This window comes from Sphingomonas sp. P2_B6, assembly GCF_056404755.1.
Window position 1 is genome coordinate 1 of sequence record NZ_JBFUDK010000001.1, and the last position, 16346, is coordinate 16346.

The 16346-nt window shown below is 65.4% G+C and carries 18 protein-coding genes and 1 pseudogene; 9 read left to right on the forward strand and 10 right to left on the reverse strand.

Annotated features, from left to right (window positions below; translation table 11 throughout):
- Both AC1DX5_RS00005 and AC1DX5_RS00010 read left to right on the forward strand, forming a co-directional pair.
- A pseudogene (locus AC1DX5_RS00005) lies at positions 1 to 226 on the forward strand (DEAD/DEAH box helicase); the annotation flags it as partial.
- A 7-nt stretch (positions 227 to 233) separates the two neighbouring features.
- Positions 234 to 434 carry a DUF1289 domain-containing protein gene (locus tag AC1DX5_RS00010; protein ID WP_478013648.1) on the forward strand — a complete coding sequence of 67 codons (201 nt, stop codon included), beginning with the start codon at positions 234 to 236 and terminating at the stop codon, positions 432 to 434.
- A 56-nt stretch (positions 435 to 490) separates the two neighbouring features.
- On the opposite strand, the gene AC1DX5_RS00015 is transcribed toward AC1DX5_RS00010, so the two are convergent.
- The 4 genes from AC1DX5_RS00015 to AC1DX5_RS00030 all read right to left on the reverse strand — a co-directional run bounded on the left by AC1DX5_RS00015 (position 491) and on the right by AC1DX5_RS00030 (position 3959).
- Positions 491 to 1126: a glutathione S-transferase family protein gene (locus AC1DX5_RS00015; RefSeq protein WP_478013650.1), complete on the reverse strand. Its 636-nt coding sequence runs from the start codon at positions 1124 to 1126 to the stop codon at positions 491 to 493.
- Between the two features lie 129 nt (positions 1127 to 1255).
- Entirely contained in the window at positions 1256 to 1738 is a 483-nt protein-coding gene (locus tag AC1DX5_RS00020) for a dienelactone hydrolase family protein (RefSeq protein ID WP_465172152.1), read from the reverse strand.
- A 250-nt stretch (positions 1739 to 1988) separates the two neighbouring features.
- Positions 1989 to 3077, reverse strand: coding sequence for an MBL fold metallo-hydrolase (locus AC1DX5_RS00025; RefSeq protein WP_478013652.1), 1089 nt, complete (start codon positions 3075 to 3077; stop codon positions 1989 to 1991).
- A gap of 201 nt (positions 3078 to 3278) precedes the next feature.
- Positions 3279 to 3959, reverse strand: a complete 681-nt coding sequence (locus AC1DX5_RS00030; RefSeq protein ID WP_465175901.1) for a cell cycle transcriptional regulator TrcR — start codon at positions 3957 to 3959, stop codon at positions 3279 to 3281.
- A gap of 188 nt (positions 3960 to 4147) precedes the next feature.
- Here AC1DX5_RS00030 and AC1DX5_RS00035 point away from each other — a divergent pair, with 188 nt between their 5' ends.
- Positions 4148 to 4993, forward strand: a complete 846-nt coding sequence (locus AC1DX5_RS00035) for a YwqG family protein (protein WP_478013653.1) — start codon at positions 4148 to 4150, stop codon at positions 4991 to 4993.
- Positions 4994 to 5002: 9 nt separating this feature from the next.
- Here the strand turns inward: AC1DX5_RS00035 and AC1DX5_RS00040 are convergent, their stop codons facing one another.
- The 4 genes from AC1DX5_RS00040 to AC1DX5_RS00055 all read right to left on the reverse strand — a co-directional run bounded on the left by AC1DX5_RS00040 (position 5003) and on the right by AC1DX5_RS00055 (position 8838).
- Positions 5003 to 6028, reverse strand: coding sequence for a glycosyltransferase family 4 protein (locus tag AC1DX5_RS00040; protein WP_465172148.1), 1026 nt, complete (start codon positions 6026 to 6028; stop codon positions 5003 to 5005).
- A 5-nt stretch (positions 6029 to 6033) separates the two neighbouring features.
- Positions 6034 to 6924, reverse strand: coding sequence for a UDP-2,3-diacylglucosamine diphosphatase (locus AC1DX5_RS00045; protein WP_465172147.1), 891 nt, complete (start codon positions 6922 to 6924; stop codon positions 6034 to 6036).
- An 86-nt stretch (positions 6925 to 7010) separates the two neighbouring features.
- Positions 7011 to 7628, reverse strand: a complete 618-nt coding sequence (locus AC1DX5_RS00050; protein WP_478013654.1) for a glutathione S-transferase family protein — start codon at positions 7626 to 7628, stop codon at positions 7011 to 7013.
- A 208-nt stretch (positions 7629 to 7836) separates the two neighbouring features.
- Complete coding sequence (locus tag AC1DX5_RS00055; RefSeq protein ID WP_465172145.1) at positions 7837 to 8838, reverse strand: NAD(P)H-quinone oxidoreductase; 1002 nt, start codon at positions 8836 to 8838, stop codon at positions 7837 to 7839.
- Positions 8839 to 8911: 73 nt separating this feature from the next.
- On the opposite strand from AC1DX5_RS00055, the gene AC1DX5_RS00060 reads away from it, so the two are divergent.
- The 5 genes from AC1DX5_RS00060 to AC1DX5_RS00080 all read left to right on the forward strand — a co-directional run bounded on the left by AC1DX5_RS00060 (position 8912) and on the right by AC1DX5_RS00080 (position 15463).
- A complete protein-coding gene (locus tag AC1DX5_RS00060) occupies positions 8912 to 9109 on the forward strand; it encodes a DUF1192 domain-containing protein (RefSeq protein ID WP_465172144.1) in 198 nt (65 codons plus the stop codon).
- Between the two features lie 124 nt (positions 9110 to 9233).
- A complete protein-coding gene (gene clpA, locus AC1DX5_RS00065; protein ID WP_478013656.1) occupies positions 9234 to 11549 on the forward strand; it encodes an ATP-dependent Clp protease ATP-binding subunit ClpA in 2316 nt (771 codons plus the stop codon).
- Between the two features lie 211 nt (positions 11550 to 11760).
- Positions 11761 to 13449, forward strand: coding sequence for a GGDEF domain-containing protein (locus tag AC1DX5_RS00070; RefSeq protein WP_478013657.1), 1689 nt, complete (start codon positions 11761 to 11763; stop codon positions 13447 to 13449).
- Positions 13450 to 13516: 67 nt separating this feature from the next.
- Complete coding sequence (locus tag AC1DX5_RS00075) at positions 13517 to 13714, forward strand: hypothetical protein (protein ID WP_465172141.1); 198 nt, start codon at positions 13517 to 13519, stop codon at positions 13712 to 13714.
- A gap of 39 nt (positions 13715 to 13753) precedes the next feature.
- Positions 13754 to 15463, forward strand: coding sequence for a long-chain-fatty-acid--CoA ligase (locus tag AC1DX5_RS00080; protein WP_478013659.1), 1710 nt, complete (start codon positions 13754 to 13756; stop codon positions 15461 to 15463).
- Here AC1DX5_RS00080 and AC1DX5_RS00085 read toward each other — a convergent pair.
- Both AC1DX5_RS00085 and AC1DX5_RS00090 read right to left on the reverse strand, forming a co-directional pair.
- Entirely contained in the window at positions 15439 to 15741 is a 303-nt protein-coding gene (locus AC1DX5_RS00085) for a type II toxin-antitoxin system RelE/ParE family toxin (RefSeq protein WP_478013661.1), read from the reverse strand. The genes AC1DX5_RS00080 and AC1DX5_RS00085 overlap by 25 nt on opposite strands.
- A complete protein-coding gene (locus AC1DX5_RS00090) occupies positions 15738 to 15995 on the reverse strand; it encodes a ribbon-helix-helix domain-containing protein (RefSeq protein WP_478013662.1) in 258 nt (85 codons plus the stop codon). The genes AC1DX5_RS00085 and AC1DX5_RS00090 overlap by 4 nt, the downstream gene beginning before the upstream one ends.
- A 107-nt stretch (positions 15996 to 16102) precedes the next feature.
- Between AC1DX5_RS00090 and AC1DX5_RS00095 the strand changes: the two genes are divergently transcribed.
- Positions 16103 to 16342 carry an exodeoxyribonuclease VII small subunit gene (locus tag AC1DX5_RS00095; protein ID WP_465172138.1) on the forward strand — a complete coding sequence of 80 codons (240 nt, stop codon included), beginning with the start codon at positions 16103 to 16105 and terminating at the stop codon, positions 16340 to 16342.
- Positions 16343 to 16346 lie beyond the last annotated feature (4 nt).

A 16346-nucleotide genomic window follows, 5' to 3' on the forward strand; every position in this document is an offset into this window, starting at 1 on the left:
CCGGCCGGCTCGCGCACCGCGCGAGGCGCGCCCGCCCCGCGACGAGCGGCCAGCTCGTGAAGCGCGGCCCGCCCGTGAAGAACGGCCGGCACGCGACAGCCGTCCGCCCCGCCAGGAACGCCCCGCGCGCGACGAGCGCCCGGCACGCGGATCGCAGGACGATGGCCCGGACGAGGGCTGGAACGGGCCGCTGCCCGACTTCCTGTTGGCGAAGCTGACCGACTGACCGGGGCATGGACGGGATCGTCGAGACGGTGCCGGTTCAGCGACTCGAGAGCCCCTGCGTCAACATCTGCGAGATGGACGCGGCCACGGGCCTGTGCGTCGGCTGCGCGCGGACGATCGACGAGATTGCCGGCTGGTCGAGCGGAAGCGCGGCCTGGCGGGATACGGTGATCGCGGCGTTGCCCGGGCGGATGGCCGGGCGCGTTTAATCTATAAGCCCCTCCCTTTCAGGGAAGGGGCTTAAGAGCAGGGCGTCAGCCTCAACTCACGCCGCCCGTTCAGGCTCCGGCGCGGGCATCAGCGCATTGTCCATGTCGTTGGCGCGCTTGTAGGCGTCGCGTGCCGTGATGCGGTCCGCATAAGCGACAAAGGCATCGCGTTTCGGCAAGGTACCGAACTGGACGCCCCAGACCACCTGCGACCCGACATAGACGTCCGCCGCGGTGAAGCTGTCACCCGCGATATAGGGGTGCGCCGACACCGCCTTTTCGAGCGTATCGACCGCGAGGTCGTAATTGCCGTATCCCGCCGAACGCTGCTGCTGTTCACTGGGGACGAAGTTCATCGACTTGTTGGTGACGGCCTGCTCGACCGGGCCGGCCGCGTAGAACATCCAGCGATAATAATCCGCGCGATCGGCCGTCGGCGGCGCGAGGCCGGCACCCGGGAAAGCGTCCGCCAGATAGGCGCAGATGGCCGCGCATTCGGTCACGACATGGCCGTCATGGACGATCGCCGGCACTTTCCCCATCGGGTTGATCGACAGATAGGGTTCCTGCTTCATCGTCGAGGCGTAATCCAGCACCACCGTCTCATAGTCGGCGCCGGTCTCTTCCAGCATCCAGCGCGCGATCCGCCCGCGCGACATCGGGTTGGTGTAGAAAGTCAGGTCCGCAGCCATCTCATGCTCCCATATTGGTTCTTGGCGAATCGGGTTCGCAGAACATAAATCGAACATGACAAAGGAACGGCGTCAAGGTTGCCCCTGACGCCGGCCGGAAAATTCGCGCTGAACGTCGAATTGCTGCCGTCAGGCGGCGACGACGCTGATCTTCGCTGCCTTGCTGTTGCTGTGCGACAGGCGCTTCAGCTCGGGCACGGTATTCATCATCTCGGCGACCATCGCGTCGCGGCTGCCACCCTTGAAGGTCGCGCCGAGATCGGGCGCGATCGCCAGATAGCCGGCGTGCGCATAGCGCCGCGCGGTTTCCTGCGCCTTGGCATCGGCGCCGACCTGGTCGGGCATGACCACGACCACGCCGAGATTCGCCTTGCCGCGCGGCGAGGCGAAATAGCCCGTGAGCGTCTTGCCGCCGCGCAGTGCGTAGCGAACGTCACGCGTGTTGAGGCGGGAATCGTCGGTCGCGGCAAAGGCGGGACCAGCGAAACCGAGCAGGCCAGACCCGGCGATCGCGGGCGCGGCCGAGAGCGCGGCCATACGGCGCACGACGCTGCGGCGACCGATGGGCGCGGCGCCCAGCGCTTCGAGACCAGCAACGGGTTGGTCGTTCATATCTGACATGGTGCCTCCCTTGCGCCGCCCCTGTGCGGACCAGCGGAAGCGTAACCTCAGGACCAGCCCGTTACAACCAAAACGAACCGTTTTTAACGCTGGGTGTCCGTCCTTTTTATTGGGGACCCGCATTTTTTATTTCGGAATGCTTAAGGAGAAGGGAATAACTTCCGATACGGACCAAATCGGCCCGCGCGCATCACGACGCTTTCGCCTAAGTATCTTTCGCGGAATCGCTATCGGCCGGTCTTCAGGGAGCGCGGTACCACCACACGCCGCCGCGCACGTCCTTCACCGCCCTGCCCTCAAGCTCGAGCCGGCGAAGATGCGCCAGCGCTTCGCCCGTCGCCATGCCGAGCATGTCGGGTCCGATCGCCCGGCGGAACAGCCGGCCGAAACAGTCGATGGCGCGGCGCGGTTCGGCAAGGAAGACCTCGAGTTCGTCGAGCCGTTCGCGGTGCTCGTGGTCCATCGCATCGAGCCTCGCGTGAAGGCCGGTAAAGGGATCGCCGTGCCCGGGCAGGACGAGCAGGTCGTGTGGCAGCAGGCGAAGCTTCGCGATCGAGGCGAACCATTCGCCGAGCGGGTCGGCCTCGGGCTCGGTCATGCCGAGCGAGACATTGGGGCTGATGCGCGGCAGGACCTGGTCGCCCGCAATCAGCACGCCCGCCGCTTCGTTGAGCAGGCAGGCATGTTCGGGGCTATGGCCCGAGCCGACCACGACGCGCCACCTGGCACCGCCGATCGTCATGTTGTCGCCATCCTTGATGCGGCGATAGCTGAGCGGCATCGGCGTCACGATCCGGCGGAAACCGGACCAGCCGCGCGCGCTGGCGTGCTCGACCTGCTCGTCATTCCACCCCGCGGCGCGCCAGAAGGCGATCATCTCGTCGGGCACGGCATCACGTGCGTCGAGCAGGACCGAGCGCAAGGTAAGCCATTCGCCGCGGGTCATCACCAGCGGCGCCGCGTGATGCGAACACATCCAGCCCGCCAGGCCGATATGGTCCGGGTGGAAATGCGTGCCGATCATCTGCGTGACGCGCGTGCCGGCGAGCGCCCCCCGGAATAGGCTCTTCCACGCTTCGCGCGCCTCGGGCAGTTTCATGCCGGTGTCGACCAGGGCGACGCCGCCCTCATCGTCGACCAGCCAGCAGTTGACGTGCTTGAGCGGCCCCGGGACGGTGAGCCGCACCCAACGGATGCCGGGCGCCACCGTCATGACGTCACCATTCGCCGGCTCGCGGCCGCCGAACGGATAGATCAGGCCCTTATGGCTGGTCGGGACGAAACTTTCGTCCGCGACGAAGGCGGCATCGGTGCGGGAAGCGGTGGCCATAGGTTGCGACTAGCAACGGAATGATGGGCGAGTCACGCGACAAATGCGACGACGCATTGCGTCACCCCGGACTGGTTCCGGGGTCGATCGTTCCGCAATCGCAACACCGGTTGCTTTTGCGGAACGACGGATGCCGGAACAAGTCCGGCATGACGGCAGCGGCAATTGTCCGCGCCGTCTACCCGGCGCGGGCGTCCGTCATCAACGGCGGAACAGGCTTTCCGCGGTCGGCTCGGCCGGCACCGGCAGTTCACCCGCTTCGGCCGCCTCGGCGTCGCGCGCCAGCTGGTCGCGCTGGGCACGCAGCTCGGTGATCAGCGCCTCGCGGTCACCCTCCAGGCGCGTGTCGACGGGGGCTTCGATGCCCGCAGCCTTGGCTGCCTTGGCCACTGCCGCATCCAGCTCGCGCTGAGTCGTCAGGCCCAGGGTCACCGGATCCTTCGGCGTGATGTTGGCGATGTTCCAATGGCTGCGGTCGCGGATCGCGGCGATGGTGGTACGGGTCGTGCCGATCAGGTTGCCGATCGCGCCGTCCGAAATCTCCGGATGGTTACGGATGATCCACGCGATGCCGTCGGGCTTGTCCGACCGCTTCGACACCGGGGTGTAGCGCGGCCCCTTGGTGCGACGGACCTGTTCCGGCCCCTTCAGCATGACGAGGCGATGATCGGGATCGGCCTGGCCCTTGTCGATCTCGTCCTGAGTCAGCTCGTGCGCGCGGACGGGATCGCGGCCGGTCAGCTTGGTCGCGGCGGTATCGTCGGCGATCGCCTGGATCTCGAGGATGTGCAGGCCGCAAAAGTCGGCGATCTGCTCGAAACTGAGCGACGTGTTGTCGACCAGCCAGGAGGCGGTCGCATGGGGCATGAGCGGCTGGGCCACCGGAAACTCCTCAAAAGCACTAAGCAGCGCAAACAATAAGGGCCGCCCCTTTCGGAGCGGCCGCACAATGTTGATGACTTAGTCGCCCTTGAGCGGGGTGGCAAGGCGCGAGCTTTGCGGAACCCCAATGTTGAGGCAGAAGGAATCCTGTTCGGGCACAATATCGGCCCCTTGAACCGGGAGCGACGATGCCTTCCTTCTTCTCTCGGCTGTTCCGGCACCGGCCTGACTCGGCAACGACGGACTCCGCGCTGATCGCGGCAATGAAGCAGCGCACCGTGCCTGCACTGGCCGTCGAACATTGCGAGCAGCCGACCGGGTCGGCGATCGGCGGCTCGCCCGACCTCTCCTCCGCGCATCAATGGCCCGAATGGCGCGACGTGCCGCTTGCCTTCCTCGCCCAGTTGGACTGTGCGGCGATGCGCGCGGCGGGCGGCCCGGACTGGCTACCCGCTCGCGGGACGCTGTTTTTCTTCTATCATCCGGAGCAGGAAACATGGGGCTTCGATCCCGAAGATCGAGGGAGCTGGGCGGTCATCCACGATGCGGACGGACGGGCCGACGCCCCCATCGCGCCGCCTGCTGACCTGACGGTACGCTATGGTGCGTTACCCGTCGACTTTCGACTGATCGAGTCGATGCCAGACCCCGACCGTCTCGTGGAATTCGGCCCCGACGCCTTCGACACCGCTGCGTGGGACGATGCCTATACCCTGCTCGACAGTAGTTCCGGCACCGAGCCCCGACATCAGGTCGGCGGATTCCCGCGCCCGGTGCAGGGAGATTCCATGGAGCTGGAATGCCAGCTCGCTTCCAACGGCATCTATTTGGGCAATGGGGACGGCTATTCCCGGCCCGAGGCTGAGGCGCTTTCGGCAGGCGCTACCGAGTGGCGACTGTTGCTCCAACTCGATACCGACGATGACGTCGACATGATGTGGGGCGATTGCGGCACGCTCTATTTCTGGATCCGCGAGAGTGACGCCAGGGCGGGCAATTTCGACGCCGCCTGGATGGTCCTGCAATGTGCCTGATGCTGCCCGTCAGGCAGCGATCGCCTCGTCCCCGTCGACCGGCACGAGCGCGCTGAGGAACTGGCGGGCGCTCGCTTCCCAGGTGAAGGTCCGGCCATAAGCGGCGCAGGCGGCGCGATCCTTGGTAAGGGCGCGGGCGATCGCCGTGGTCAGATCGTCATCCATCGCGCCGACCGCATCGTTCAGCACGTCGACCGGGCCGGTGACGGGATAGGCGGCGACGGGCACGCCGCAAGCCATCGCCTCGATCATCACCAGGCCGAACGTATCGGTACGGCTCGGGAAGACGAACACGTCGGCACTGGCATAGGCCGAAGCGAGATCAGCGCCGAAGCGCGGCCCGAGGAACTTCGCCTCCGGATAGCGCGCCTCGAGCGACGCGCGCGCCGGGCCATCGCCGACGATGACCTTGGTGCCGGGGTGGCTGCTCGTCAGGAACGCCTCGATATTCTTCTCCACTGCGACCCGCCCGACATAGAGCTGGATCGGACCGGGCAGGCCGGCCAGTGCGGGATCAGGCGCGGTCGCCGCCGAGAAGATCGAGAGATCGACCCCGCGCCCCCAGTGACGGACCTTGCCCAGGCCATGTTCCTTCAGCGTCGAGGCGATCGAGGGCGTCGACGCCAGGATCGATTGGGCCGGGGCGTGGAACCACCGGATATAGCGCCAGACCCATTCCGGGTTCACCCCGGTCCGCGCCGAGACATAGTCGGGGAACTGGGTGTGATAGGCCGTGGTGAACGGGAACTCGTTCATCAGGCACCAGCGTCGCGCGGCGAGGCAGACCGGGCCTTCGGTCGCGAGATGGATCGCCTGCGGGTTGAAATCAGCCAGCATCCGGCCGACCGCGTGAGTCCTGGCGAAGGCCAGGCGGATCTCCGGATAGGTCGGGCACGGCATCGAGTAGAACAGGTCGGGTGAGACGACCATCACGACATGTCCTTGCCGCTCCAGCTCGGCGCGAACGGACTGCAGCGTCCGCACCACGCCGTTCACCTGGGGGGCCCACGCATCAGTGGCGATCGCGATACGCACGCTCTTCAGGCCGCCAGCATCTCGATCTTCGCCGCTTCAGGGAAATCTGATTCCCTGGCGGCGATCTCGTCGGGCCAGTGAAGCAACTCCATCCGTCCGTCGAAATGCTCGACGAGCGCGTTGCAGCCCTCCACCCAGTCCCCGTCATTATAATATTCGATGCCGCCGATGTTGCGGAATTCGGCAGTGTGGATGTGACCGCACACGACGCCGTCGACGCCGCGCGCGCCGGCCGCCTGAGCAATCACTTCCTCGTAATTGGAGATGAACTCCACCGCGTTCTTCACTTTCGCCTTGGCGTGCTTCGACAGCGACCAATAGGGCAGCTTGAAGAAGCGGCGATACGCGTTCACCAACCTGTTGAGCGCCATCATGAATTCATACGCCACGTCGCCGACGTGCGCGAGCCATTTATGTGCGAGCGTGATCGCGTCGAATTCGTCACCGTGCAGCACCAACAACCGGCGGCCGTCAGCGGTTTCATGGATCGCATTGCGGCGGATCGAGACGCCGCCGAAATCCAGGCCGGTGAACTGGCGCACGACCTCGTCATGGTTGCCCGGGATGTAGATGACGTCGGTGCCGCGCTTGGCGCGCTTCAGGATGCGCCACACCACGTCGTTGTGCGACGCCGGCCAGTAGAATTTCTTCTTGAGACGCCAGCCGTCGATGATGTCGCCGACCAAGTACATCCGCTCGCTGTCGACATGATCGAGAAAGTCGATCAGCATATCGGCGTTGCAGCCACGCGTCCCGAGATGGATATCCGAAATCCAGATCGTGCGATATTTGCGGCGTTCGGTGACCTCGCGCTCCGGAATCGACGGTTTGGAATGGGCGAAATCGGCGAAATCGGCGATGCTGTTATCCATCGCGATCCTGGTGATGGCATCCATCTTGGCAATATCCCGCAAAGCCCGTGATGGACCCGCGCTATGGCCGCTTTATGTTACAGCTTGATTCCAGTGATGTGAAAGCCAGGTTACGCTTTCATCGCAATATGATGCGGATCGGCGGCGATCCGCGCCAGCCAGAGCTGCACCGCGGGGTAGCGTCCGAGGTCGAAACCGCCCTCTTCCGCGACATGGGTATAGGGGTAGAGCGCGATATCGGCGAGGGTCAGCCGATCGCCGATGAAGAAGGGCGTCTGGGCCAGATGCTCGTCCATCAGCTCGAGCGCCGCCTCGCCAGCCGCCTGTTTCGCCGGAATTTGAGCGCGTTGCAGGTCGGTCAGCCCCGCCTCGCCAATGAAGTGACGCCAGAAGCGCAAGGTCGCGACATTGGGCTCGTGATTATACTGCTCCCAGAACATCCAGCGGAACATGTCGGCGCGGTCGAACCGGTCGTGCGGGATCAGATGCGAACCGTCGGCGAGATAGAGGCAGGCCGCGCCGCTTTCGGGAAGATAATCGTCTCCGATCTGCAACACCGGAATCCGGCCATTGGCGTTGACGCCGCCGAGGAAAGCCTCTGACCGGGTCTCGCCCTTCATGATGTCATATTCGCGGCGTTCGAGCGGAATGCCGAGATGCGCGGCGGTGAGCCGGATCTTGTAGCAATTCCCCGACGCGGCATATTCATGGAGGATCAGGCTGGACATGTGGCGCTCCCCTTTGCGGCCGCCTTCATGGCGGTGCCGCGCCGAACGTCAAATCAAATGCAACGGGCGATCGACAAGGAGTGCTTGTCGATCGCCCGCGAGGAGGTGCCCCAAATCAGTCCGAGCGCATCCCGGCGGCGGCGTAGCGCGCCAAGCTCGAACAGGCCGATCCCGCCAGGCGCCACTCGGCCCGTCCCATGTACGGACCCTATTCCATCGTCAGCACGATCTTCCCGACATGGTCGCCCGCTTCCATCCGTTCGTGCGCGGCCGGCGCCTCGGCGAGCGGATAGGTCCGGTCGATCACCGGCTTCAGCCGGCCTTGCTCGACATGCGGCCAGACGGTGCGTGTCAGTTCGTCGGCGACCATCGACTTGAACGCCGTGTCGCGCGGGCGGAGGGTCGAGCCGGTCAGGGTCAGGCGTCGGCGCATGATCTCGAAGATCGGGATGGTCGCCATCAGCCCGCCCTGCACCGCGATCGAGACATGGCGGCCGTCATCGGCGAGGCATTGCAGGTTGCGCGGCACATAATCGCCGCCGACCATGTCGAGCACCACCGCCACGCCCTTGCCGCCGGTGATCGCCTTCACGTCGGCGACGAAATCCTGCGTCCTGTAGTTGATCGCATGATCGGCGCCCAATGCCGTTGCCGCGGCGCATTTCTCGTCCGATCCGGCGGTGACGATGATGGTGAGGCCGAACAGATTGGCGAGGCCGATCGCCATGGTGCCGATGCCGCTGGTGCCGCCATGGACAAGCACCGTGTCGCCTTCCCTGGCATAGCCGCGCTCGAACAAATTGGTCCAGACGGTGAAGAGCGTTTCCGGCATCGCCGCTGCCTCGACCATCGACAGCGCCTCGGGCACGTGCAGGCACTGGCCATAGGGCGCGACGGCATATTGGGCATAGGCGCCGCCGCTGATCAGCGCGCAGACCGGCTGGCCGACCAGCTCGGGCTGAACCTCCTCCCCCACGGCCGCGATGACACCCGACACTTCCATGCCGAGGATCGACGGCGCGCCCGGCGGCGGCGGATAGAGCCCCTTGCGCTGCATCACCTCGGGCCGGTTGACGCCGGCCGCGGCGACGCGGATCAGCACCTCGCCCGGGCCGGGCACGGGCACGGGGCGTTCGACCAGGCGCATCACCTCGGGCCCGCCCGGGGTTTCCGGGTCGATCGCCTGCATCATCGTTGGAATATCCACCATAATCCGCCGCCCCCCGTCGCGGAATTGCCCGGCCTTATTGACATCGCGGTCTGCCGGGTCAACGTTCCATGCCATGGACCCGGACGAGATTCTCGCGCGAAAAGCGGGCGATCCGCTTACCGAGCTTGCACGGCAAGACCTCGATCCCCTGTCGGTCGAGGAGTGCCAGGCGCGCATCGAGGCGCTGGAGGCGGAAATCGTCCGGACAAGGACCCGGTTGACGCGCGCCGTTAACCACAGGGCAAGCGCCAACGACCTATTCAAGCGATGAGCAGCGACGCTCCGGCACGGCGATCAGGCCGGAGCATTCGTCAAGTGCTTGATGCGGGCGCCCTGCCTTCCGACATAAGAGGAAAGGGCCGTCCGCCACGTTGCGGCCCGCATGGAGTAAACTAATGCCTTCTTTCGCATCAGCGCTGGAAACCACCCTCCACAAGGCGCTCGAAGCCGCGTCGTCGCGGCGCCACGAATATGCGACGCTCGAACATCTGCTGCTCGCCCTGATCGACGACGAGCATGCTTCCAAGGTGATGACCTCCTGCGGGGTCGACCTCGAGGAGCTCAAGGCGACCGTCGCGCATTATCTCGACACCGAGCTCGAGGCGCTGAAGGTCGATGCCGCGACCGATCCCTCGCCCACCTCGGGCTTCCAGCGCGTCGTCCAGCGCGCGATCCTTCACGTTCAGTCGTCGGGCCGCGACGAGGTGACCGGCGCGAACGTGCTCGTCGCCCTGTTCAGCGAGCGCGAGAGCTATGCCGTCTATTTCCTCCAGCAGCAGGACATGAGCCGTCTCGATGCCGTCAGCTTCATCTCGCATGGCGTCGGCAAGGGTGGCGCCGCCCCGGAAGCCCGCGAAGTGAAGGGTGCCGAGGAGGAAAAGACGCAGAAGCCGGACGGCAAGGGCAAGAGCGAGAGCGCGCTCAAGCAGTTCACCGTCGACCTCAACGAAAAGGCCAAGAACGGCAAGGTCGATCCGCTGATCGGGCGCGGGCCCGAAGTCGATCGCACCATTCAGATCCTGTGCCGCCGCTCGAAGAACAACCCGCTCTATGTGGGTGACCCCGGCGTGGGCAAGACCGCCATCGCCGAGGGCCTGGCCCGCAAGATCGTCGAGGGCGACGTTCCCGACGTCCTGCTGCCTGCGGTGATCTATTCGCTCGACATGGGCGCGCTGCTTGCCGGCACCCGYTATCGCGGCGATTTCGAGGAGCGGCTGAAGSMGGTCGTCAACGAACTGGAGAAGCTGCCTGACGCGATCCTGTTCATCGACGAGATCCACACCGTGATCGGCGCCGGCGCGACCAGCGGCGGCGCGATGGACGCGTCCAACCTGCTCAAGCCGGCTCTGTCGGGCGGCACGATCCGCTGCATCGGATCGACCACCTACAAGGAGTTCCGCAACCACTTCGAGAAGGACCGCGCGCTGCTGCGGCGCTTCCAGAAGATCGACGTCAACGAGCCGACGATCGAGGACACGATCAAGATCCTCGCCGGTCTGCGCAGCGCGTTCGAGGACCATCACAAGGTGAAATACACCCCCGACGCGATCAAGTCGGCGGTGGAGCTCAGCGCGCGGTACATCAACGACCGCAAGCTGCCGGACAAGGCGATCGACGTGATCGACGAAGTCGGCGCGATGCAGATGCTGGTGCCGCTCAACAAGCGCAAGAAGACCATCACCACGCGCGAGATCGAAGCCGTGATTGCGACGATGGCGCGCATCCCGCCGAAATCGGTCTCGACCGACGATACCAAGGCGCTGGAAAGCCTCGATACCGATCTGAAGCGGGTCGTGTTCGGCCAGAATGCCGCGATCGAGAAGCTCAGCTCGGCGATCAAGCTCAGCCGTGCGGGCCTGCGCGATCCGGACAAGCCGATCGGCAACTATCTGTTCACCGGCCCGACCGGCGTGGGCAAGACCGAGGTCGCCAAGCAGCTCGCCGCGATCATGGGCATCCCGCTCCAGCGGTTCGACATGTCGGAATATATGGAGCGTCATTCGGTCAGCCGGCTGATCGGCGCCCCTCCGGGCTATGTCGGATATGACCAGGGCGGGTTGCTGACCGATGCCGTCGACCAGCAGCCGCATTCGGTGCTGCTGCTCGACGAGATCGAGAAGGCACATCCGGACCTGTTCAACATCCTGTTGCAGGTGATGGACAATGGCAAGCTGACCGACCACCACGGCAAGACCGTCGATTTCAGGAACGTCATCCTTATCATGACGACCAATGCCGGCGCGTCGGACATGGCGCGCGAGACGCTCGGCTTCGGCACGCTCTCCCGCGAGGGCGAGGACGAGCAGGCGGTCCAGAAGATGTTCACGCCGGAATTCCGCAACCGGCTCGATGCCATCGTGCCGTTCGGTTACCTGCCGCCGGAAGTCGTGGCGCGGGTGGTGGAGAAGTTCATCCTCCAGCTCGAGCTTCAGCTGGCCGACCGTCACGTGCACATCAGCCTGGACGACGAGTCCAAGGCGTGGCTGACCACCAAGGGCTATGACAAGCTCTATGGCGCGCGGCCGATGGGGCGGTTGATCCAGGAGAAGATCAAGCAGCCGCTCGCGGAGGAGCTGCTGTTCGGCAAGCTCGTCCATGGCGGCGAGGTGAGCGTGAAGATGAAGGACGGCGCGCTGGCGTTCGAGATCGTCCCCGCGCCGCCCAAGAAGCCGAAAAAGAAGGGCAAGGCCGAAAGCGTCGACGCCAAATAGGCGTGAGCTCGATGTACGAAGAGACCGCGGCAGCGATGCCGCGGTCTTTTTCATTTTCAGGCGCTTAGTCGCCTGAATACTGGCTCGGGCGACTCGGGCACCGCTCGCGAACGACTCGCTGCCCAATATGGGCATGAAGATTAGCCAGAAATCTCAGCCATATCCTCGCTCTTTACTTTTTGTTTACCATCCATGGTGTATAGCGCGCGCTATGCTCAAGGGGTGGGTTTTCACGTTGCTGGCGCCGATCGGCGCGCTGCTGCTCCTTGCGCTTGCCGGCGCGGCGCCGGCCGCGGCGCAGGCCGGGCTTGCCGGCCGGCCTGTCGCGGTGTGCGTGACCAGGGCTATGCACGGCATGGCCCCGCGTGCGTTGTTCGCCCGGCCTGACCGCTTCGATTGCAGGGTCCGCCAGACCGCGCTCGGCTCCGGCGACTATTGGGCACTGTCGATGCCGTTCCGCGCCACCGGCCCGGTCGATGTGCGCATCGGCAGCCTGTGGCAGGAGCGCGTGACGCTCCATGCGCTCTACGCCGATGGCACGATCGTCTCCGCGGTAACGGACGGCCGCGCCGCGAGCCGGCATCTCCAGCTCGGCGCGATCATCGAGCGCGGCCTGCCCGAACGCGGCGCGCCGCTGGTGCGGCTGCTCTGGCATGTCGAGGGCGCCGCCAACCTGCGCGGCATCCTGGTCGGCGCTCGGATCGCGACGCCGGCGGAAAGCGCCAATGCGAATCTGAAGATGGCCTCGCTCTATGCCGGGTTCGCCGGGCTGTGCACTGCCCTGCTCGTCTATAACCTCGCGCTGTGGGGCGCGCTGCGCCACCGCTTCCAGCTCGCCTATTGCGGCATGTTGTTCGCGCTGATGGTCTATGCGACATCGTCCTCCGGCGCGCTGGCCTGGGCCTGGCCGGACATCGTCAACAATGATCGGCTACGGATCAACTATGCGTCGCTTGGCGTGGCGGCGATCGGGGCGATGCTGTTCGCGCGCACCTTCTTCGAGCCGCGCGTGTTCGCCGGGTGGCTGGCCAGGGCGAGCAACGCGATCTGCGCGCTAATGCTGCTCACGGTCGCGCTGCTGGCGACTCTCGCGCCGTCGCAGATCACCCTGTTCGACCGGTTCTTCTCGGTGGTGTTCATCGCCCAGATCGGCATCGTCGTGCCCATCCTGTGGCGCGGCTGGCGGACGCGGAGCAATTATCTGTGGATGTTCGCGATCGCCTGGGCAGCGCCGATCATGCTCGCCTGCCTGCGCATCGCCAGTTCGCTCAACGCGATCAGCTGGAGCTTCTGGCTCGACAATTCCACCATCCTGACGATGACGATGGAGGCGCTCTTCTCCAGCCTCGCCATCGCCTATCGCATCCGCCTGCTCAGCATCGAGCGCGATCAGGCGCGCGAACAGGAGATCGCGGCGCGGGTGCTCGCCGATACCGATCCGCTGACGGGCCTGTTCAATCGCCGGGCCTTTCTGCGCCATGCGATCGGCCGTGAAGGCGATCACATCTTGCTGCTGGTCGACATCGACCATTTCAAGCGAGTCAATGAGGCGATCGGCCATGACGGCGGCGACGAGGTGCTGCGCGTGTTCGCGCGTACCTTGCGCCAGGCGGTACCTGCTCAGGCGCTGGTCGCGCGGATCGGCGGCGAGGAGTTCGCGATCATCACGCCGGCCAGCCTGGCGGTCGAGGCCGAGGAAGTATTGGCCCGCCTGCGCGCCGCGCGCATGCCGTACGACCTGTCGGTGACGGCAAGCATCGGCACCTGCGTCGGACCGCTGGTGCGGGAGAGCGACTGGAAGGCGCTGTATCGCGGCGCCGACCGCGCGCTGTTCGAGGCCAAGCGCGCGGGCCGCAACCGGGCACGCGGCACCCGGAATCAGGGGCGCATCGCTGCCTGAATCGGGACGGCGCCGGCTTGCCCCGATCCTGCCCCGCGCCTATGGAAGGCGGCACGGGAGGTAGCCGATGCGTCGTCGTCGAACAGGATTGATCATCGCGGCGGCCGCATTGCTGATCATGGCGGCGCGCCATCCCTCCGCCGATCTCCGCATCCTCACGCACGACCGGGGTGACACCGCGCCGCACAGCTTCCGCGCCGCACTGGATTTGGGGCTGATGGCCGTCTCCGTGCTGATCACCTGGACCGAAAAGCGCTTCGTCTGACGCTTGCGCCGTGCGGGACCGCTGCTTACACCCTTGTCAATGACTGATCCCGAAAGCGCCTGGCGCGAGTCCTATCGCCACCCCACGCGCTGGGACAGCGCCTATCCGCCACAATCAATGGTCGACTTCTTCGACGAAGCGGCGACGCGGAGCGGCAAGGCGCCGCTGATCGATTTCCTCGGCCGGCATTACAGCTATGCCGAGACGCTGGACGGCGCGAACCGCGTCGCGGCGGGGCTGAAGGCGCTGGGCTATGGCCCCGGCGACCGGATCGGGCTGTTCCTGCCCAATGTGCCGCATTACCTCGCGGCCTATTACGGCATCCTCAAGCTCGGCGCGACGGTGGTGAATTTCTCGCCGCTCTACACGCCGGCCGAGCTGGAGCATCAGGTCGCCGATTCGGGCACGAAGTTGCTGTTCACCCTGTCGGCCAGCGCGTTGCTGCCGACCGCCTTGCAGGTGCTCGACGGTTCCAGCCTGGAGCGGCTGGTGGTGGGGTCAGTCGCCGGGGCGCTGCCGGCAACCAAATCGGTCCTCTACCGGCTGTTCAAGCGTGGTGAAGTGACCAGGCGCCCGCATGACCCGCGAATCATCGCCTTTTCGAAACTGATCGCGAATGACGGCGCGCACCCCGAGGCGACAATCGACCCGGTCAATGACGTCGCGCTGATCCAATATACCGGCGGCACGACCGGCACGCCGAAGGGCGCGATGCTCACGCATCAGAATCTGAGCGCCAATGCGCGCCAGGTGATGGGGCTCGATCCGCATCCCGAGATGCACGACCGAATTCTCGGCGTGCTGCCGCTGTTCCATGTCTTCGCCAATACCTGCGTGCTCAATCGCACCGTGCTCAACGGCGGCTGCATCGTGATGCTGCCGCGTTTCGAGGCGGGCCAGGTGCTGGCGGCGATCGACCGCACCAAGGCGACGGCCCTGCCGGGCGTCCCGACCATGTATCAGGCGCTGCTCGATCATCCGAAGCTCGCCGCCACCAATTTCTCGTCGCTCCGCGTCTGCATCTCGGGCGGCGCACCGCTGGCGGCCGAACTGAAGGCCCGGTTCGAGGCGGCGACGGGCGCTACGGTGGTCGAGGGCTATGGCCTGTCCGAAAGCTCGGGCGTGATCTCGGCCAATCCGTATGAGGGCGAAGGCAAGGCGGGCACGATCGGCCAGCCGATCCCGGGCACCTGGGTCAAGCTGGTCGACAAGGGCGATCCAAGCCAGCCCGCGCCGGAAGGCGAGCCGGGCGAGATCGTCGCGTCGGGCCCGCAGATCATGAAGGGTTATTGGAACCGGCCCGATGCCGATGGCGACGTGTTCATCACCGATGCCGCCGGACGGACCTGGCTGCGCACCGGCGATGTCGGCACGATCGATACGGACGGCTTCATCAAGATTGTCGACCGGCTGAAGGACATGATCGCCGTCTCCGGCTTCAAGGTGTTCCCCAGCCAGATCGAGGCAGTGCTGCATCACCATCCCGCGGTGAAGGAGGCCATGGTGATCGGCCTGCCCGATCCCTATCGCGGCGAGCATCCGCGCGCCTATGTCACCCTGAACGACGGCGCGATCGCGACCGGCGAGGAACTGCGCGACTGGCTCAATCCCCAGATCGGCCGGCACGAGCGCGTCGACCAGGTGGTGATCCGGCTGACCATGCCCAAGACGATGATCGGCAAGCTCAGCCGCAAGGATCTGGTCGCCGAGGTGATGGCGGAGGATCAGGGCTCGAATAGCGCAGCTTGATCTCGCGCACCGTGAACGACGCGCAGAATCGTCACGATGCGACCCTCGATCCCGTAGAAGATTACAATGGTCCGTTCAAATATAAGGCTGCGGACGCCCGGCCGGAGATCATCGCGCGGCGTGCCGCGCCGGGGAAAATCAACCAGCTTGGCAAAAAGTCCACGAATCCGTGCACTATAGGCATCGGCGGTATCGACATCCGCTTCCGACGCTACCCAGTTCCATATGCCTGCAAGATCGTCATAGGCTTGCTCGCCCAGTCGGACCTCGTAATTCAACCCTTGCGCCTCGCCGCGGACAGTGCGTCCAGTCGGGCGAATGCTTCGTCAACGGATATCGAGGGCCTCGGATCCGCAAGGGCTTCGTCGATCTTCCTGCGATAGATTTCGTCAAGCATCGCCTCCTCGCGATCAAGCGCTCGCAGCCCCTCACGCAGAACTTCGCTCATCGACGCGTAACGCCCGGTTGCGATATGATGACGCGCCCGATCGCCCATTTTTCCAAGAGTGACCGTGACCGCTTTGCTCGCCATTTGCGACCTCCTGATATGATTTAATCATATAAGGCAAATATGGTTCACTCTCAACACCTGCTCAGGCGTCCTTGACCCCCCTCGCCCGCGTGCCGCATAGCGGCGCGATGGAGAGACCCATTGAAGAGCTGTCGTTCGAGGACGCGCTAAAGGAATTGGAGACGATCGTCTCTCGACTCGAAACCGGCGAGGCCCCGCTCGACCAGGCGATCAGCCTGTACGAGCGCGGCGACAAGCTGCGGCGCCGCTGCGCCGATCGGCTGGACGCGGCGCAGGCGCGAATCGAGGCGATCCGGCTTGATGGCGAGGGCCGCGCCGCCGGCACCCAACCCTTTGCCGCGGGCTGATCCG